This is a genomic window from Sphingorhabdus lacus (assembly GCF_009768975.1).
Taxonomy (GTDB): Bacteria; Pseudomonadota; Alphaproteobacteria; order Sphingomonadales; family Sphingomonadaceae; genus Sphingorhabdus_B; species Sphingorhabdus_B lacus.
Genome location: NZ_CP035733.1, coordinates 1,330,300 through 1,348,707, shown reverse-complemented (window position 1 = coordinate 1,348,707; position 18,408 = coordinate 1,330,300). Strand labels below are relative to the sequence as shown.

General features: G+C 56.3%; 16 protein-coding genes. 11 read left to right on the top strand and 5 right to left on the bottom strand.

Translation table 11 applies throughout. The annotated features are described in order from the left end of the window. Positions 1-2 precede the first annotated feature (2 nt). Together EUU25_RS06360 and EUU25_RS06355 are read right to left on the bottom strand one after the other, a co-directional pair. Entirely contained in the window at positions 3-212 is a 210-nt protein-coding gene (locus EUU25_RS06360; protein WP_158899325.1) for a DUF5818 domain-containing protein, read from the bottom strand. 14 nt (positions 213-226) lie between these two features. Then, the gene (locus tag EUU25_RS06355; protein WP_158903177.1) at positions 227-901 is read right to left on the bottom strand and encodes a lytic transglycosylase domain-containing protein; all 675 of its coding nucleotides are present in this window, start codon (positions 899-901) and stop codon (positions 227-229) included. A gap of 126 nt (positions 902-1,027) precedes the next feature. On the opposite strand from EUU25_RS06355, the gene EUU25_RS06350 reads away from it, so the two are divergent. Both EUU25_RS06350 and EUU25_RS06345 read left to right on the top strand, forming a co-directional pair. Next, positions 1,028-1,936, top strand: a complete 909-nt coding sequence (locus EUU25_RS06350; RefSeq protein ID WP_158899322.1) for a DUF7146 domain-containing protein — start codon at positions 1,028-1,030, stop codon at positions 1,934-1,936. 91 nt (positions 1,937-2,027) lie between these two features. Further along, positions 2,028-6,260 (top strand): strawberry notch family protein, encoded by a 4,233-nt coding sequence (locus tag EUU25_RS06345; protein WP_158899320.1) that lies wholly within the window; start codon positions 2,028-2,030, stop codon positions 6,258-6,260. Positions 6,261-6,516: 256 nt separating this feature from the next. Here EUU25_RS06345 and EUU25_RS06340 read toward each other — a convergent pair whose 3' ends face one another. Beyond that, positions 6,517-7,932 (bottom strand): UvrD-helicase domain-containing protein, encoded by a 1,416-nt coding sequence (locus tag EUU25_RS06340; RefSeq protein WP_222848831.1) that lies wholly within the window; start codon positions 7,930-7,932, stop codon positions 6,517-6,519. Beyond that, complete coding sequence (locus tag EUU25_RS06335; protein ID WP_158899316.1) at positions 7,925-9,631, bottom strand: ATP-dependent nuclease; 1,707 nt, start codon at positions 9,629-9,631, stop codon at positions 7,925-7,927. Before EUU25_RS06335 ends, EUU25_RS06340 begins: the two co-directional genes overlap by 8 nt. Before the next feature lie 528 nt (positions 9,632-10,159). Here EUU25_RS06335 and EUU25_RS06330 point away from each other — a divergent pair. The 8 genes from EUU25_RS06330 to EUU25_RS06295 all read left to right on the top strand — a co-directional run bounded on the left by EUU25_RS06330 (position 10,160) and on the right by EUU25_RS06295 (position 17,375). Further along, a complete protein-coding gene (locus EUU25_RS06330) occupies positions 10,160-12,181 on the top strand; it encodes a ParB/RepB/Spo0J family partition protein (protein WP_158899314.1) in 2,022 nt (673 codons plus the stop codon). Between the two features lie 161 nt (positions 12,182-12,342). Beyond that, positions 12,343-13,281: an ArdC family protein gene (locus tag EUU25_RS06325; RefSeq protein ID WP_158899312.1), complete on the top strand. Its 939-nt coding sequence runs from the start codon at positions 12,343-12,345 to the stop codon at positions 13,279-13,281. Positions 13,282-13,367: 86 nt separating this feature from the next. Beyond that, positions 13,368-13,745, top strand: a complete 378-nt coding sequence (locus EUU25_RS06320) for an MbcA/ParS/Xre antitoxin family protein (protein ID WP_158899310.1) — start codon at positions 13,368-13,370, stop codon at positions 13,743-13,745. After that, on the top strand, positions 13,717-14,451 hold the full coding sequence (locus EUU25_RS06315) for an RES family NAD+ phosphorylase (RefSeq protein WP_158903175.1): 735 nt from the start codon (positions 13,717-13,719) through the stop codon (positions 14,449-14,451). The genes EUU25_RS06320 and EUU25_RS06315 overlap by 29 nt, the downstream gene beginning before the upstream one ends. A 278-nt stretch (positions 14,452-14,729) precedes the next feature. After that, on the top strand, positions 14,730-15,683 hold the full coding sequence (locus EUU25_RS06310) for a DUF2493 domain-containing protein (RefSeq protein WP_158899308.1): 954 nt from the start codon (positions 14,730-14,732) through the stop codon (positions 15,681-15,683). A gap of 126 nt (positions 15,684-15,809) precedes the next feature. Continuing rightward, positions 15,810-16,244, top strand: coding sequence for a DUF6878 family protein (locus EUU25_RS06305; protein ID WP_158899306.1), 435 nt, complete (start codon positions 15,810-15,812; stop codon positions 16,242-16,244). 11 nt (positions 16,245-16,255) lie between these two features. Continuing rightward, positions 16,256-16,648, top strand: coding sequence for a DUF6915 family protein (locus EUU25_RS06300; protein ID WP_158899305.1), 393 nt, complete (start codon positions 16,256-16,258; stop codon positions 16,646-16,648). 334 nt (positions 16,649-16,982) lie between these two features. Continuing rightward, positions 16,983-17,375, top strand: a complete 393-nt coding sequence (locus tag EUU25_RS06295; protein WP_158899303.1) for a single-stranded DNA-binding protein — start codon at positions 16,983-16,985, stop codon at positions 17,373-17,375. Between the two features lie 120 nt (positions 17,376-17,495). Here EUU25_RS06295 and EUU25_RS06290 read toward each other — a convergent pair whose 3' ends face one another. After that, positions 17,496-17,726 (bottom strand): DUF6437 family protein, encoded by a 231-nt coding sequence (locus EUU25_RS06290; protein WP_158899301.1) that lies wholly within the window; start codon positions 17,724-17,726, stop codon positions 17,496-17,498. A gap of 338 nt (positions 17,727-18,064) precedes the next feature. Here EUU25_RS06290 and EUU25_RS06285 point away from each other — a divergent pair, with 338 nt between their 5' ends. Continuing rightward, complete coding sequence (locus tag EUU25_RS06285) at positions 18,065-18,301, top strand: hypothetical protein (RefSeq protein ID WP_158899299.1); 237 nt, start codon at positions 18,065-18,067, stop codon at positions 18,299-18,301. The last annotated feature ends 107 nt before the right edge of the window (positions 18,302-18,408 follow it).

The following is an 18,408-nucleotide window of genomic DNA, read 5'->3' as shown; positions in this document are numbered from 1 at the left end:
CATCAGCCGTCGGCGCTCGATGCTGCCCAGTCGACGCTTATTCGATCAAAGCCGGCTTGAATGCCTTCGATGATAACTGACTTCGTTTTTGGCACATCCACGTCTTCGCCGAAGTCTAGCACCCAGATCTTTTTTTCGGCAGTTTCGATTAAAAGTCCGCGACGGCTCTTGCGCAGATTTCCGGCCAGCCTGATCCTTGCGGGCTTTGACACTGAACTTCCCCTAATCAATTTAATGCCCACCGATCCAGAACGTTACGCACATACCCGGGAGTTTCGCCATTCAGCGGAATTCGTCCCAATCGCGAAACAGCGCCAGGGCCAGCATTATAGGCTGCAACTGCCAGATGCACCACGCCAAATCGGTCAAGCATTTGCCGAAGATATTGTGCTGCGCCAGTGATGTTGGCTTTTGGGTCGAAACGGTTTCGTACGCCCAGGTCTCGGGCAGTACCGGGCATGAGTTGACCAAGGCCAGCCGCACCAGCACTGCTTACGGCAGAGGGATTGTAACGAGATTCTGTCCAGATCAATGCATCAAGCAGCCCGTGAGGGATACCAAAGCGCGCTTCAGCTGCATGAACGTCGCCCAGAAAGCTCGTCCGCTGAAAGTTTGATCGAAATTTCACGGATTTCTCATTCGGGCGTGAGCGCTGGACGGAAAATACGGCTTCGCTGGCCAAATGCTGCGTTGGTGTTGGGCGGTAGGGCGGCGACCAGTGACCATGCTCTACAACCTGAAAATCGCCTCGCTCATTGATTCGATATCCCGGATCAATACTGACATCGGACGATGAAAGCTGCTCTGACGTCCCGATATTTTGGGCTGAAGGCGCATCAGCCCTTGCAGATGCTGTGTAAATCAGACCGGGGCCCAATAGCCCCACTAACAATATTTTCATTTTGCATTCCTTTTTGATAGACACAAAAAAAGAACATACAAGGAACATTGACGAGACGGAAGGGCTGCGGCTATGTGAAGAGCGGAGGCGGCGCTCGGTTGCAGGTAGCAACAGCAGGACTTCAGCATGCCCAACAGCCATCCCATTCTCCAATCTTCTCTTGAGACCCGAGCCCGTCAAATCGTCAAAGCCTTGGGCGGGCACTGGTCGCGCAAATCAGGCATGTGCCGTTGTCCAGCCCATGACGACAGAACACCGTCGCTCTCGGTTGGCGTCGCACAATCGGCAATATTGTTTCATTGTTTCGCTGGATGCTCGAGCGAGGAGGTGCTCGCTGGCTTTAAGCGGCATGGTATCCAACCACGCGACCTGTTCGACGGTAGGGGCAGTGTGGTTGTGCCAGCTGAAAAGCCATTCGGACCCGACGCCAATGCTTTGAGACTGTGGCAGCAGGCCGTTCCGCTCTCAGATACGCTCGGTGAGCACTATCTTGCCAAGCGTTCCATATCGCTTCGTTCCTGCGAACTGCGGTTTTTGGATCGAACGCCTTTGGGGCGCAAACCCAACGTCCGTTTCCTTCCTGCGCTCATTGCCGCTGTGCGGATGGATATCGGCATTGTTGCTATCCAGCGAACATTTATTGATCGCGCCACAGCGTCCAAGGCAGATTTTTTCAAAACTAAGCGCGCACTTGGGCAATTGGGAACCGGTGCCGTTCGGCTGTCAGATCCTGTGAGCGGACGGCTCGGACTTGCCGAAGGATCGGAAAGCGCACTTTCAGCACAGACTCTTTTTGGAATTCCGTGCTGGGCAACACTTGGAAACGAGCGCTTCGGAATAGTCGCAATTCCGGAAAGCATTACCGAGCTCCATCTCTTTGTCGATGCCGACAAAGGCGGTGAACTCGCTTTGAAGCGCGGGTTGGACGCTTACACGAGGGAAGGGCGATGCATTATTCCGCGCACGCCCGACCGGGAAAATCATGACTGGAACGATGAACTTCGGGAACGGCTTCGTATTAGGGCTTCGGTCTGACCACATGCGAGAGGGGAGGAGGCGCTTGCTCATGTGAGGCGCGATTGGCATTTCCGCGAAGATCGCTGGCCTTGATCAGGAGGCCTTTCCCATGAACCAGCCCGCGTTCAATCTCGACTTTTCACCAAACGAAGTTCCCGCGATCGCAGCAGCGCGATACCTAGCTGCTGATCTTGCGGCCAATATCCCGCTCACGCGCAAACATCTGTCAGAAACCTTTACCAGGTTGACCGGGGCCACAGATGCCGACAATCGCTGGTCACTGTCCGATACGCATGCATCGGTTGAACTGGCGCAATTGATCTATTTGCAGGAGGCTCGAGCTCTTTGTCAATCGAGTGACAATAGAGTGATCTTTGAAGTATTTGATCAGATGGAGGCGTTGACGCCGATCCAGTATAACCGCTCCGAAGAGCAGATCCGTTTCCAGCAATTCTCGACACCATTGCGGCTCGCCTGGATTGCGGCGCGTGCAGCCAGACTTTCGAGCAGCAATCTAACCTTGGAACCGTCGGCGGGAACCGGAATGCTTGCCTTTTGGGCCAAGCAAAACGGGTCCAAACTTGCCCTCAATGAAATTCACATATTGCGACGCGATGCATTGCACGTTCTATTTCCTGATGTTGCGGTGTCGATGCATGACGGCGAGTTGATCGACGAGCTTCTCAATCCTTCAATTTTGCCTGACACGGTTCTTATCAATCCGCCATTTTCGGTCGGCCTGGAACGCGGTCAGGATGGCCGAACTGGCGCGCGTCATTTGCGCTCGGCGCTATCACGGCTTTCGCTCGGTGGCAGGGCGGTGGCCATCATGCCTGAATGGTTTGATGTGAGTGTTTTTCTGGGCCGTTGTCGCTTTCCGCTCGCGGTGCGGCTCAATGTGTTGATGGACCGCGCATTCGCGCGTTCTGGAACCTCGATCTCAACGCGTCTCCTCGTTTTCGATAAAGCGGAAGATGATGCTCCTGCTATCACGGCGCATGTAAACGACGTGATAGACCTTGTTTCTCTGGTTGATGCATTGCCTACCCGCAGCGGTACTATAACCCGCCCCGTTCTGCCCAGACCACTTACCACCTCCGTGCGCATACTACCGCAAACGCATCGCCGACCGGTGGCGCCCGTTCGACCGATATCGCGCGGCGGCGCCAAGCCCATTCTGCTAGAATTTGTGCCACTAGAAGAAGCGGCGCCGATTGCAGAACAAGTTGGACATTATCTGCCATATCGCCCCAGCCGAATTTCGATACCCGCTGCAATGTCGCATCCAACACCGCTTGTAGAGTCGGTTGCCATGGGTTCGATTGCTGCGCCCGTTCCCAATGTTCAACCGATGGTGTCGGCAGATCATATCGAGCGCGGGCTGTTATCTGAGGCGCAGCTTGAAACCCTGATTTACGCAGCCAATGCATTTGAACGAGATTTGGTGGGGTCATTTCAGCCCGTCGACAGAGGTTGTGCGCTGACGCCGGACGCAGACGGCTATCGTTACCGGTGCGGATATTTTCTGGGAGATGGCACGGGCGCTGGCAAGGGCCGTCAGGTGGCGAGTGTCATCCTGGACCGCTGGTATCGCGGCGAACGCCGTCATGTCTGGCTTTCCAAAAACGAGACGCTTCTTGAGGATGCGCGCCGAGACTGGGCAGCTCTTGGCGGACTGCCTCTGGACATCCAGCCCTTGTCGCAGTGGAAACTGGGCGGCGCGATCAACATGCCCGAAGGCATATTGTTCGTGACATATCCGACTTTGAGGTCCGGCCGCGTCGATGCAACCCGGCTTGAGCAAATCATCGAGTGGGCGGGTCTCGATTTTGAGGGTGTCATTGCATTCGATGAAGCGCATGCCATGGCAAATGCTGCAGGCGGCGAGGGGAGCCGAGGAAAAGTCAAAGGCTCCGAACAAGGCGTTGCCGGCGTACGTCTCCAGAACATGCTCCCGCGCGCCCATGTTCTTTATGTGTCGGCCACCGGGGCATCCGACGTCAACAATCTGGCTTATGCGACACGGCTTGGTCTGTGGGGATCGGAGACTGCATTTGCGACACGCGAGAAGTTTGTCGGCGACATTCGCGAGGGCGGCATTGCAGCGATGGAACTTGTTGCGCGCGATCTCAAGTCTTTGGGGCTCTATGCATCACGAGCTCTGTCATTTGCAGGTGTCGAATATGAAATTCTCGAACATGAACTGACCGATGCACAGATATCTGTCTATGACGCATATGCTGAAGCCTGGGCGATTATTCACGGCAATCTGAGGGAGGCCTTGGAAGCGACGCGCATCGTCGATGCTGATAGCGGCGATACGCTCAACAGCGGCGCCAAAGCCGCTGCGATGTCCATATTTGAGGGTACGAAACAGCGCTTCTTTGCGCAACTTCTCCTGTCGATGAAGCTTCCGAGTCTTTTGCCAGCAATCGAGCAAAGTTTGCGCGACGACCATTCGGCCGTGGTTCAACTTGTCTCGACTGCGGAGGCAATGCTCAACCGGCGGCTTGCGGACCTGACGCCTGACGAGCGCGAGCATCTTGAGATCGATTTATCCCCTCGTGAATATGTGATCGATTATCTCAGTGGCAGCTTCCCGGTTCGGCTCATGCAGATATTTGTCGACGAAAACGGCAACGCACGGTCCGAACCAATGTTCGATGCAGACAGCAATCCTGTACTATGCCGAGCGGCAATCGCTGCGCGGGACCGAATGATCGAGCAGTTGTGCGCTTTACCACCCATCGCTACTGCACTGGACGCCATCATCGAGCGCTTTGGCGTTGAGAAGGTTGCAGAGGTGACGGGCCGGACGCGCCGTTTAATTGTCGGCACTGACGGCAGACAAAAACTCCAATCGCGCACGCCCAGAGCCAATGTGCTTGAAACCCAAGCCTTTATGGACGGCGACAAGCGGATATTGGTGTTTTCCGATGCCGGAGGGACTGGTCGCAGCTATCATGCCGACCTCGATGCCAAGAACCAGCAGCGCCGTGTTCATTTTCTCTTAGAGTCCGGTTGGCGGGCTGATGCCGCCATTCAGGGGCTAGGGCGCACAAATCGCACCAATCAGGCATCTGCGCCCTTGTTTCGGCCCGTCACAACAAACGTGAAAGGCGAACGTCGGTTCATTTCGACCATCGCCCGCAGACTCGATAGCCTTGGCGCATTGACCCGCGGGCAGCGCCAGACAGGCGGCCAGAACATGTTCAATCCAGCCGACAATCTTGAAAGCATCTATGCCAAGGATGCTTTGAACCGGTGGTTCGGACTACTGTATGAAGGCAAATTGAGTGCTGTCTCACTCGGAAAGTTCGAAGAACTGTCCGGACTTACGATTTCAGCCAAAGATGGCGGCATGGTTGAAGATCTACCCACGATCCAGCGCTGGCTCAACCGAATATTGGCGTTTCCGATCCTGTTGCAGAACATGATTTTCGATGAATATTTGGGGCTGGTCGAAGCGCGCGTTGATGCAGCAAGGAGGGCAGGGACACTCGTTCTCGGTGTCGAGACCATATTGGTTGAGCAGTTTGAAATTAAATCCGACAAACTATTGCGCACTGATCCTGCATCCGGCGCAACTACGCATCTCTTGGAAATAGAGGTTGCGAGAAAGCTCAATCCGCTATGCTTTGAAGAACTCAATCGGCTGCACGACCTCCGGTCAAGCCGTATCAAGCCTATGCTAAATTCACGGTCTGGGCGGGTTGCGTTGCTCGTTCGCGCCCGACGGCTAATGCTCGATGATGGTGAGCGGGTTGAACGCTTTGAGCTGTTGCGCCCTCTGACACGCGAATATTTGACCAGAGAGCAAATTGAAGAAAGTAATTGGAAAGCCATTGGTTTGGGGAAGTTTAAACAGGCATGGCGAACCGAAGCGGCCTGTGACGCAGCGACACTGAAACATGATCGCCTGTATCTTGCGACCGGACTGTTGCTGCCAATTTGGGATAAATTGCCAGATGATCATGTGCGCGTGAGCCGAGTTGCGGCCAAAGATGGCCCGTCAATACTTGGTCGTGAAGTTCCGCCTTCGCATGTTCCAGCACTTATGGATGCGCTCGGCTTTAATGAGCCGGTCCATTTGGACATCAACGATCTTGCGGATTTAGTGCTAAAATCGGGGAAAGTGGTTCCGATCAACGGACCAGAGAGACTCCAGATGAAGCGTTCGTTGGTCAATGGGGTGCAACGCTTGGAGTTGATCGGATGGTCGATCGAACGACTTGAGTGGTACAAAGCGCAGGGCTGCTACACAGAGATCATTCGCTATCAGACACGGCTGTTTCTGCCGGTAAGCGATGCCGTTTCTGTATTGCGATGCATCGCGTTGTAATTCCTCCGCACCCAAACTCGATATTGCGTATTGTAGCGGTGGCCAGCGAAAGTCGGCTTTTTGGACATTCCGGAAAGTCACCTCTGGACGACGGAATTGCAGTAAGCGGACATTCGTTCATCCGGTGCCTCTGAGGCAACATCGACGGACGCTCCGGAATGTCTCTTTCGGGAAACGAACGGCCTCGAGTTGAACTACATTTATCTCGGCAGATCTGCTGACGACGGGGTTCCTCCAACATTTTCCGTCTATTTCTTCATGCAGGCGTCAACCGCGCATTTCGAGAGCAAATGATCAGACGTTTGGCACCTCGGGTCATCGCCACGTAGAGATGGCGTCGATCCATGTCGCTTGGGTCGAGAATGACCGCCGCGTCGGCCTCCAGACCCTTGAGAAGCAACGTGCTGCCGACGGTTCGCTTCGCAAGTGGTCGACCAATGAGCCGCGAGCGCTCGCGCTCTTGAACGGCCGCGTTAGCCGGCGACATATCGGCGTCATCGCCGCAGCTTTTGAGCAATCGGAGAGCGCCGCGCAGGATAGCAGGCCTGTGTGTTCGGACACCGTGCTCCTTGCCGATTTCGACGAGAAGATCAGCTGCCGCTGCGTAAGAAGGTTTTTCGACCAGCCTCATGGCCTCCGCCTCGACGGGCGATGCCGGTCTCCGTTCTCGCCCGGCACGCAAAGTGGCGACGCGGTTGAGCAAGTTAGCTCCGCCTGTGTTCGTCATCACCGTGGTCGCAAAGGTTACTACATGGTCGAGCAATTCGGGCGACGAAAGATCGATATTTTCGCCGAATGTGACGAGATCCCGCATGTCCACATTCTCGACCGTGACGGCGCCGTGGATCTGACTGGCAAACTGCCTTTGTCCGTTGGGACTTTTTGAATCCGCGATGATTAGCACTTTCTCGCCATCGGCGGTCGCGACCGCGCCCGCACGCAGCCGTCGCTGATGATCTTCGGTGCCATCTAGGTGGACCCACGAGATGTTTGGCGGCGCAGCGGCAAGATCAACGCTCTGACCTGCCACCAGGGCACGCCGGACATCGAGTAGGTAGCGCCCGAAGCCCTCTTCGCCGGCGTTGATCCAACGCCATGGCTTGGTCAGCTCGGCAGCTACTGGAAAATGTGCGCAGACATGCTGATCCCAGTCGGCGAGAGTATTGCCCTGGAAACCGAAGATCGCCTGCATCGGATCGCCCAAGACACAAGTTCGCAGGCTCTGCGCAGCATAGTAGATGATGGCATGCTGAACCTGTGAACAGTCCTGATATTCGTCGACGATCAGGCGATCATAGGTCGCCGCCAATACGTCGTTGATGTGGCCGTCACGAAGCAAGACTCCTGCCGCCTGCCGTATCGCTGGATAATGAGCTTTTGGATTGCCGATCGACAGAATGGCGGGATCGTGGCCACCGCGCTTTGGAAACAAAGTCAACAGGCGCATGCACCAACCATCGATCGTCGACAGGCGATAACGGCCGGGTGCGACGCCAGCTTTGTCGAGGCGCGCCCGCAATGCCGCCACCCCGGCGTTGGTGTGAGTCAGAACAAGAACCGGTTTGGTTTCGCTATGCCGCGTGAGCGCCTGTGCAATAAGATGGGTTTTGCCGCATCCGGCAGGCGCGGTGACGGTACCGCGGTCGATTGCCAGGAGATCGACGTCAAGCACCGTGAGCCCACTGAAAAATGTTGCTGACCGCTGTTCGGAATTCCAAGGTCGCATTCTGATGATGCGGACCAATGATGTCGCGAGCGGCTTCCTCCATCCAGCTCACAGTCTTGAACCAGGCGTTCTTCTTCCACTTCGCAGCAATTGCCAAGGTCTGTCGCGTTGCTGGGGTAACTGGCCCTCGACAATGCGCCAGCGAAACCGTGCCTTGCGATGCGGCTAAAATATGCTCGCCGATGAGTTCCTCGCCATGCAGATCTATGGCGCGCTCAAGCAATTGGTGAACCGCCGCGTCGCTGACGCCGAGGAAAATGGCATGTTCGAGCGCCTGGCCAGCCGCCCACTTGAAGAGGGAGCCACCATTAAATGTGAACAGCCCCTCTTCTACAGCATCCGGCTGCACGTCGTCGTCGCGAAGGGAGGCCGTGCGGTAGCCCAAATTACGCAGAACATCGGCGCGACCGTAAATCTTGTTGACGCCGCCGGCATCGACCAACGCGACCCCTTGTGCATTGATTGAAGCATAACCGTGCACGGCGAAAAACAGGTCGAGACCGCGAATAAGTCCCACTTCACTGGCGCCCTCACACACGAGCACGGAATGTGAGAGGAAGGCTTCGGGATGCGCGCGGATAGTGCCTTGTATGGGGTCCGCGATCCCGACGAGGTCCAATTTGTGACCGCCCGGCGGCTTGCGCACCACCCAGAGCTGGTCGCCACGCAGTTCCCGCAATGCGACCGGTGAATGCGTGGTCACGAAAGCTTGAATCGGCGGCGGTGTTTCTTTGGCACCGATCGAGCTAAGCAAGCGGATGATCCGATGCGGCTCGAGACCGTGTTCGAGTTCATCAACGAGCAGAACGCTTGATTCCTTGGCGGCCTTGCGCTGCAATCCGGCGACCAGCAAGCGTGTCGACCCGACCCCCAACGCCCTAAGAGGAACACCGTCGTCGCCATGCAACGCCACCGTCCCGCCGCTAAATGAGACCGAATGGGCATCGAGCATAGCTTTCACCTTATCGCCTGCGGGAATACCCAGTTCGCGCGCGGTGTCGGCGACGATCTTCAAGGTTTCACCCAACTGCGCATCAGCAAGATCGCCAAAGGCTTTGCGGGCATCGCGCGCCGCACTGGCGAGCGCAGCCGAAGTGTCCGCCTTTTCCTCGGTAAGACGGTTAAGCACTGAGCCGCGCCGCCATGCTAAATTGTGTTCGGCGTGCGCCCCAATTCGCGTCGGAGACAGGCGGGTACGATCGCCCCATGTGAGATTGCGTGACAATCCCTGCGCCTTCGCTCGGTCAGAGACCAGCGTCCAAACGGGATCCAAGTCGCTTCCCACCGAAAGTTGAACTGTGAGCACGGTCTCCTTGCCAGTTTCGGGTTCATCGTCGATCAATCCCGTCGTTGGATCAAAGCTGCGAACGAATGCGCCGTAGGTATCAATGCTTTTGAGTGCATCGGACAAGTCGCCAATTGTAATGCTAATTGAGATCGGTGTAGTAACATCGAGGCCGTGAAAGTCGGCGTCGGTGAATTGGACGGTTCGACGTGCCCCGAGGCAATAGTCGATGGCGTCGAGAATTGAGGACTTCCCGGCGTCACCTGGCCCGATCAGGCAATTGATCCCGGGCGAAGGAACCCAGTCAAGCTTTTCGACGCACCGAAAATTGTTGATCGCGATATAGACAATCCGTGCCATCTTGCTCTCCCTTGCCGCACGAAGGGATCATCCCCTAGCGCGTCAATGCCGTGCCAGCATCATGCGCAGAGAGGAGCCAAAACGTGGTGAGTCTGCTCTTCCAAGATCTCACTCGATAGCTGACAGGCGGCTGACGGCCAACCTAGTTCAATCGACGATTGCGTCTTTGCAAGGCTGGACTGTCTGCTGTCGCCGAAAACCGCCATTCAAATGCCTAACCGAAACGACGGCTTCGTCCCAGTCTCCGTAACTACAGCTCGCCGCGAAGATGGTGAGTCAACGACCGGTTCCGACGCCTCAGCGCGGGCCTATGAATGTCTGGTTTGTTAGCGGAAGCAGCGACTTCTCCCGCAGCATGTCGCTTTGTGAATGTACCACAGCAATCGGGCATATCCGTTCCCATCAAATTTTTTGCTAACACTACGAAGCTCGTGACCAATTTGATTGGGAGAGGAGAGGGCGCTTCGCGTTTTTGAGCTTTGATGTGCCGAATGGCGGAGCATCGGCTCAAGCATCAGGAGTGTTATCATGATCCAGTCAATTCCATTGAACAAGCTCGTTCCAAGCCCCCGAAATGTCCGCAAGCATACAGACCCGAAAGCCGACGCCGAGCTAAAAGCCAGCATAGCAGCACAAGGGTTGTTGCAAAATCTCGTCGTCCGGCCCGCCAAAAAGGGTATGTTCGAGGTCGAGGCTGGTGGTCGCCGCCGCACAGCACTTTTGGCACTGGCGGACGAAAAAGCGGTTGCACGCAATGTTCCGATTACGTGCCTTGTTATCGGCGGCGATGAGACAGCGATCCGCGAAGTCAGTCTTGCCGAAAACTTCCACCGTCTTGCGATGAACCCTGCTGATGAAGCCCAGGCATTCGCCAGCATCATTGAATCTGGCGCAAGTGTTGAAGATGTGGCGCGCCGATTTGGTCAGACGACGCGGTTTGTGGAAGGCAGACTTCGGCTCGCATCCTTGGCGCCGGTCGTTTTCGAGGCGCTTGCAGCCGGTGAAATCACGCTCGACATTGCCAAAGCATATGGTGCTACGTCAGACCAGGCTGTGCAGGAACGCGTATTCGAAGATGCGTCCAAGGCTTGGTACGCTACGTCGCCTGACAGCATTCGCCGAATGGTGCTCAATTCTACTGTCCACGGCAGCGATCCGCGGGCGCGTCTGGTCGGCAAAGATGCATATCTCGCTGCCGGCGGCCGTATTGACCGCGAACTGTTCGATGACGAAGACAGCGAGAGCTGGTCCGATATTGCGCTGCTTGAACAGCTGGCGACCGCCAAGATGAGTGAAATTGCAGCCTGTCTTGCATCCGAAGCGGGCGTCGCGTGGGTAAAGCCGACATTGGAAAGCTATGTGACGCATGATGTCACGCAAGGCTTGCAGCGCGTTCCAACGTCCGAGTTGCCTATGACCGAAGCTGAAATCGAACGGCTGAGCGAACTCGATACAGCTTATGATACCGCGGCTGAAATCCTTGAGGATGAAGGCTCGGATGAAGAGGCGATCCGCGCCGCAGAAACCAAAATAAGCGAGATCGATGCAGAAACCGCGGCTATTCGTAATCGACCCCAGATCATCGACCCTGATATCAAAGCCAATACCGGATTGATCCTGACGCTCGGCCGTGACGGCGCGCCTGTTCTCCAGCCGCAATATTATGCCGATACCGATGTCGTTCTGGGTGACGACGGGAGCGCGATCACAATTGTCACAAGCGAAGGCAGCCCAAAATCCAAGCGGGCGGCAATGTCGCAGCGGCTTGTGGACGAACTGGCAATGCAGCGCCGTGACGTCTTGGCTCTTCATATTGCAAGCGATCCGGGTCTTGCACTCGATCTGTTTGTCTTTGCGCTAGCGGAGTCCGACACGACGCGCTTCGGACCAACGCCAGGCCTAACGATCCGCGGAGCGGCTGCATCAGGTCCGGCGCACGGCTTTGTCGCCCATGATGCCGCAGCAACCGCGTCGCTTGCAGAACTCCGTTCCGGCCTCGATGAAAGTTGGCGTGCGGGCGATACGGTAACGGTTAGGTTCGACCTGTTCCGCAGTCTCGACGAGGCAGCGCGCGCCGCATGGCTCGGTTGGGTTGTTGGACGGACGCTGGAAGCTAGCCTCAACATGCAAGGTGGCCGCAGCAATATCTTCCATGACCATTTGGGCCGCCTGATGGGCATCGACATGGCTGCTTGGTGGCGACCGTCCGCTGCCAACTTCTTTGACCGCGTATCCAAATCGGTCATACTGGACGCACTTGCGGACGTTGGCGGTGCAACATTGTCGTCGCGCTTTACCGCTTCGAAAAAGGGCGACCTGGCTGCCAGTGCTGAACGCATTTTTTCGGGCAATTTCATCACCGAAGTTGAGGTGAAAGACCGGGCACTGGGCTGGCTTCCTGCAGCCATGACTTTTGCCGTAGCGCCATCCGAACGATCGGATGAAATATCTGCAGTGTGCGGTGATGAAGACGACGCTGATACCCAAGCTACCATGAATTCGCTGGAAGAGGGCGATGACAGTCACGTGAGTGCCGAATTGGCCGCCTGATCTCCTCCTGACAGGAAAGCCAGAAGGGTACTTGCGGGAGCGGCTCCCTCGCAAAAGCGAGGGGGCCGTTTTTGCGTTGCTACCGGCTGTTTAGAGAAGAGGGAGCGCGGGACTGGTGTCATGACCGGAATAGGTCCGGTTGACATCAGGAGATATCTATCATGACCCGCAAAAATTACGCGCAGACCCAGCAATCGCCTGCCGCCCGCATAACTGCGCAGATCATTGAGCGCCTCGAAGCTGGCACCAAGCCTTGGGTTCAACCATGGCGCGGCGTACCTGTTTCACGACCATTACGGGCCTGCGGGACACCTTATCGCGGCATGAACGTATTCTGGCTCTGGATGGTGGCAGAAAGCTGTGGTTATGCCTCGCCTTATTGGATGACCTATGCGCAAGCTGTCAAACTGGGCGGTCAGGTCCGTAAAGGCTCCAAATCCAGCCAAGCGATATTCTACAAAAGCTATGTCAAGGAGGTGGAAGCCCCTGCAGGTGGCGCGGCTGAGGAAGAAACACGCCGTGTTCTCAAAGCCTATGCGGTTTTCAATGCCGACCAGATCGATGGACTGCACCAGCGTTATCATCCTGTCGCGGTGCAGGAAGTAGCGGAACCGGTAGGCCGGGAAGCTGGCCTCGACGCATTCTTCGCCGCCATGCCTGCCAATTTGCGTCATGACGGACAGCAGGCCTATTACGAACCCAAAGCTGACCGGATTACGATGCCTCCAGCATCGCTCTTTACCGGGTTCGATCATTATTATGCGACGCTTGCGCATGAGCTATCGCATTGGACCGGGCATGCCTCGCGACTGGATCGCAATTTGAAGAACCGTTTTGGAAGTGCGGCTTATGCCGCAGAAGAACTGGTCGCTGAACTTTCCAGCGCAATCATTGGTGCGGAGTTGGGCCTTCCCGTCAGCCACTTGGACAGCCATGCCAGCTATATCGGGCATTGGTTGAAACTGCTGCGCAGCGATGATCGCGCAATCCTTACAGCCGCGGCGCGCGCCGAAGAAGCGAGCGCTTTGTTGTTGCAACTTGGAGGTCGTACCGCTGTCACAGAAGCCGACAGCGCTTACGACTTGGCTGATGCTGCGTAATCGGCGAGGGTATACTGTGCTACCGCGATATTTTTTCTGTTCATTTGAATGATATTAAGATATATACACCAAATGAAAGGAATGATATGGCAACCCAATTAGCCTCCAATAAAGGCGATGACGCGCGTATTCTCAGTTCTGCGGTAGCAAAGATCGCAGAATTCTGGGGGTTGAGCAACGCAAAGCTGGGTATCGTGCTGGGTCTGTCGCAGGCCACAGTCTCGCGGCTGCGATCAGGTCAGACCACACTCGATCCTGCATCCAAATCCTTTGAAGCCGGCCAGTTCCTGCTGCGTCTGTTTCGCAGCCTTGATGCTCTGCTTGGAAGCGATGATGCGGCTTCGCGCCGGTGGTTGGATGTCGCCAATCTTGATCTTGATGCACGGCCGATAGACCTCATCGACAGCTTCAAAGGCCTGCTGACAGTTTGTGACTATGTTGACGCCCACCGCGCTCGCGTCTGAAGTCAGGCGCTATGAGGGTACGGTCTGGCGGGTCGTTGAGGCGCAGCACCGGATTTCCACCAACAGGCTCGCCGCGTCGCTCGAAGATCAGACTCGGCTTGAAGCACTGGCCGAAGCTGCAAAGCCTGACCTGCCCAAGGAGGCGCGGGGACTTCATTTTCTTCTGTCATCGCCATTTCGCTATGGTCACCGTACCGCGAGCCGGTTTCGCAGGGCCGATGAACGGCCCGGCATTTTCTATGCCAGTGAAACCGAAAGCACTGCAATTGCCGAGACAGCCTATTGGCGATTGCGGTTCTTTCTGCGCTCGCCGGGCTTTGTACCCCCGTCGACAACGACCGAGCATTCGAGCTTTACCGCCAAGGTTCGCACCGACTACGCGATTGACCTCACACTTGCTCCTTTTGTCGCCGATACTGCGCTCTGGACGCACAAAAGCGATTACACCGCGTGCCAGGAACTTGCATCGCTGGCGCGATTGGTCGAGATCGAACTGATACGCACGACCTCAGCCCGCGATCTGGCAGGTGGCTGCAACATTGTCATTCTTGCCCCTACAGCTTTTCAGTCCAAGCCGCCGGTGCCACAGCGTACCTGGCATTTCCGTTTCGAGGACGGCCGCTTGACCGCCCATGCGGCATTTCCAGCGACCGAACGGTTGGTGTTTACGGCTGAGCTATTTGGTCTTGGGACGGTTACGGACTGACCATTTTCCGGGCGTTAGCGCTGATTTTTTTGGCTGAAAGCACTGCAGTGCGGGGTCCGCCATTCGAGAGAGGCCCTGGGCCAGCAGTTCTGATTGCGCAACCCGCCCGGGGCAGGCCCGTGTTGTCCAGCCGGTGGCTGTCCTGCCCGCGCCAGCCTTGCCCTTGGCAGGTTTCCCGGAAGCAGAGCTCCGGTGCGCAATCAGCCCTGAAAGCTGGCCCTGACGGGCTCTCGCTGGCGGAATTCCCGCTTGGCTTGAGCACCTTCAGGAGAAAAATCATGCAATCCACTTTTGCCGACCAACTGGCAGGCCTAGACCTTGCCGGTTTTACCATCGGGCCGCCGCCTGTTACCTCAACCGATTACCCGTCAACCGATGCCATAACGCAGACGCTGGTCGGCGTGTGGTCCGATCTCTTTGCGATGTTTGTCGATACAGCGCTTGAAGCCGACGCGGAAGATATTGGCTGGGGGCTGGTCAATCTATTTCACCGTGCCGCGCAGCGCAAATCATCGGCTGTCGACCGCGCAACCGACGAAGTTCGCGCGCTTGTTGCCACTAATGACGGCTCGGAAGTTCTGACCCATGATCTGGAAACCCAGATCGAGCGCGCGCAATGTGCTGAAGCTAGCATGGTTGCGCTTGAAGAGATACGCGAAGTCGCAGCAGGCCTGTTCCTCAACGAGTTTGGATCATCGTGGAAGCCCGTATCGAGTTCGCGGTTCAATCACGGTGCGATGCTTACGTCCGCCGTTGTTCAGGGTCGCGATTTTCTGCGTGCGCGCAGCGCGTCGAAGCGCAAGGCAGCAATGCCGGAAGGTACACCCGTTGTCTTTGCCGGCGGTCGTAACCGCTTTCAAACCGACGAGGATGCTAAGACCTTTGCCAGCAATGTGTGGGCTACTCTCGACAAGGTTTATGGCCGGGTGCCTGACATGGTTTTGATCCATGGCGGCGACACGAAGGGCGTCGACCGCCTGGCTGCATCCTGGGCCGAACGTCGCGGTGTGGTGCAACTGACTTTTGCACTCGATATGCGGCTTGGTGCACGCGCCGGGTTCAAGCGTAACGAGCAAATGCTCTCGCTTGATCCGCGCTATATTATAGCGTTTCCCGGCAATGGTGTTCTCGAGCGCTTGGTCATCGATGCAAAGGCACGGCGCATTACCGTTGTCGATCGTCGTGGTCCTATCGGAACTTGCCCTAAAGCGGTCAATCAAACCCCGTCCTGATAGTACCCAGTTCATTGCGCCAGCGCATATTTGCGCTGGCGTATCTGGCGAGAGCGAAGGCGTCTTTTGTGCGTTCGAACTGATGTGGATGGTCCGCAGCAGGTTCATGCAAAGGAGGACTTTATCATGACCGATTTCTCGCAGATTGCGGCTGATTATCTCGCAGGCCAGGCTGAACGCGACGCTACCGCAGACGTCGAAATAGCCAAAATGAAGTCGCTATTGCTTTTACATTTCAAGGCGCATGGCATTGCGACGATCGAAATCCGTTTCGATGGCTACGGCGACAGTGGCGCGATCGAACAAACCACCTTCTTTGGCGCCGACGGCAAGGTGGTGGACTGCCCAGACATCGCCGTTGCGCGCGAGGGCAGGGACGACGCCAAACTTGCCTCGCTGCTGGAAGACTTCGCCTATGAAGTGCTGGAGCGGCATCATGATGGCTGGGAGATCAATGATGGTGGATTCGGCGAATTACTGATCGACGTTGCCGAAGAAAATTTCCAGCTCGACTGCAATCTTCGCTTCACGTCGTACAACAGCCATTCAACCGAATTTTGACGGAGGAGGTCATGGCACATTGCTATTATCACGCGCTTTCGTCGGTCCGCAAGTGGGGCGGAACGAGCGATGATTATCTTGCTCTCCACCAATGGTTCGACGAATCCAAGGCCATTTTTGCAGACCCCAGACACCGCGCATTACGCCATCATGCCGAAGGCATATTCATGCTCGAAACATTGTTCGGTGCAACCATCACCAACTCGGACGGCAAGGTTGTTCCGGTTCGGCTCGTCGGCGAGCAGCATGTTATCGAGGACTTGGGCTTCATCCCTTCCTTTGCGGATTGGGGCCGCCTTATCCAGCCGCAGACCTGGATGCTGAAAGGGCGCCAATTGGACCAGCCGGCGAGCGATGCACCGCCTGAACCCGCTCCAGCGGTGCCAGTCAGCCGTGCAGCATAATCCGTCTTTGTACTGGGCGATATGATTGCAAATCAAGGAACATTCGCCGCGCTTTGGCGGGTAGAATAGGCAATACACCAGCGTCCAGAATGGAACTCGCTAAAACTTCACAACTGGGACCAGTCCGGCTGTGTGCGCGAACCTCCGGATGAATCAGCCAGCAGTCTCTTGCAACCCCGACGCTACCGGCCGTGTTGCCCTTGGCAGGGCTGCCCGCACCACCCGGCGCTTAAGGGGTTCCCCGCAGTCTCTGCGGTGCAAGTGCCTGCTGCCCGCTCCTCCTGTCTGGTTCGCAGCCGGGATGGTCCCGGATGCAATATTCAGGAGAATACCCATGACAAATCTTGTTATCCTCGTTGGCCGTATCGCCCGCGATCCAGAAACCCGCACAACACAAAGCGGCTCGTCCATCACCTCGATCAGCGTTGTTACCGACCGCCCGGCGCGTAACAAAGAGGGTAAAACATACAAGGACGAGAATGGCTATACCGCGAAGGACAGCGAGTTCCACCGGGTGACATGCTTCAATGGTCTGGGCCAGAATGTCGCCAAATATTGCACCAAGGGTCAGCTGGTTTCGCTGGAAGGCCGGATCCATTATTCACAGTGGGAAGATGCCGAAGGCAACAAGCGCTACGGCTGCGAAATCTACGCCGACAAGGTCGACTTCCTGACCAAATCGCGCGAAAATAACAATGAAGGTGCGCCGCCAATCGACGAAGATTGATTGGCAAATCGCTTCCTGCAATCAGGCCCCGATGGCACGTGCCGCCGGGGCCTTTTCTTTGCTCGGATACCGAAGACGGCGGCACAGGGCATCGAGCCCCATGCCGCCGTCATTTGTACTTCAAGGTGCAGAAAGCCTGCTGAGCGCAGTATCGATTCCCAATGTCATCGATGCACGGATCAGCTGCTTGAGTTTTGCAGGGTCGATTGATGCAGTGTCGCCATTGATAAGCAATCTGCCGAGTTCAGCGGCTGCTTCTTCGCGCAAGCTTACCTCACGAGCGTCGAGTAATCGGCGTTCTTCACCGAGCTTCCTTAGAGCTTCGAGCGCATTGGGTTTGGACCGGGCCATTTAAGTTCCTTTCACTGGCCATAGTCCCCTCCGGCACGTCTTGTGACAGGCGATAAGCCTGTAGGAAAATGTTTTCTGGCGATGGGCTGTGCGGGCGCTTTGGTTCCGAGAGGAGGGAGGTTTCTATCACAGATTGATAAGTGTGATGCGCGCTTGGGGGCCGCCTCAAGGACGACGGGGCCCCACCATTTTTCCCCCAGACGGCTTTGCCGCCTGCCGAAAAAATCGTTGCCCCCATCGCCGCTGGCGCGGCCGCGCTAGGGCGCGGTCCTTGACCCGTCCCGTCGCACGCATCCGCAATTTGCCTGTTGTTTCACAACAAACTTCAGGAGGATATTATGAACGGTTCACAAGCACTTTCCATTACCGACCGTAAGGCCGACGAGCAGGCGATGATTGCAGCGCATAATTGCGCGGTTGCACGGTCGTTTCACAGCTACTTCAATCAATATATCCTAACCGATCATGAGCGTGGATATATCGTCATCGACGAAGGTGATTATGGCGCTCTGCCGCAGCATCTGATGGACCGAGTTGTCGATGCTGTGCCAAGCAAAATGATCGACGAACATTGATCTTATTTTTACGAGGAGGAAGTCCACCCGGGCTTCCTCTTTTTTTCTTGTTCATGGTCCTTTTCGAAATGCTTTTAGGCGGCCTTTTCATCCCAATTTGGCGCTGA

Coding starts and splice junctions, on each gene's coding strand:
- EUU25_RS06285 (WP_158899299.1), top strand. CDS start 18,065: ATGAACGGTTCACAAGCACTTTCCATTACCGACCGTAAGGCCGACGAG.
- EUU25_RS06335 (WP_158899316.1), bottom strand. CDS start 9,631: ATGGCACGGATTGTCTATATCGCGATCAACAATTTTCGGTGCGTCGAA.
- EUU25_RS06310 (WP_158899308.1), top strand. CDS start 14,730: ATGCAATCCACTTTTGCCGACCAACTGGCAGGCCTAGACCTTGCCGGT.
- EUU25_RS06330 (WP_158899314.1), top strand. CDS start 10,160: ATGATCCAGTCAATTCCATTGAACAAGCTCGTTCCAAGCCCCCGAAAT.
- EUU25_RS06315 (WP_158903175.1), top strand. CDS start 13,717: ATGTTGACGCCCACCGCGCTCGCGTCTGAAGTCAGGCGCTATGAGGGT.
- EUU25_RS06290 (WP_158899301.1), bottom strand. CDS start 17,726: ATGGCCCGGTCCAAACCCAATGCGCTCGAAGCTCTAAGGAAGCTCGGT.
- EUU25_RS06295 (WP_158899303.1), top strand. CDS start 16,983: ATGACAAATCTTGTTATCCTCGTTGGCCGTATCGCCCGCGATCCAGAA.
- EUU25_RS06300 (WP_158899305.1), top strand. CDS start 16,256: ATGGCACATTGCTATTATCACGCGCTTTCGTCGGTCCGCAAGTGGGGC.
- EUU25_RS06355 (WP_158903177.1), bottom strand. CDS start 901: ATGAAAATATTGTTAGTGGGGCTATTGGGCCCCGGTCTGATTTACACA.
- EUU25_RS06350 (WP_158899322.1), top strand. CDS start 1,028: ATGCCCAACAGCCATCCCATTCTCCAATCTTCTCTTGAGACCCGAGCC.
- EUU25_RS06345 (WP_158899320.1), top strand. CDS start 2,028: ATGAACCAGCCCGCGTTCAATCTCGACTTTTCACCAAACGAAGTTCCC.
- EUU25_RS06320 (WP_158899310.1), top strand. CDS start 13,368: ATGGCAACCCAATTAGCCTCCAATAAAGGCGATGACGCGCGTATTCTC.
- EUU25_RS06325 (WP_158899312.1), top strand. CDS start 12,343: ATGACCCGCAAAAATTACGCGCAGACCCAGCAATCGCCTGCCGCCCGC.
- EUU25_RS06305 (WP_158899306.1), top strand. CDS start 15,810: ATGACCGATTTCTCGCAGATTGCGGCTGATTATCTCGCAGGCCAGGCT.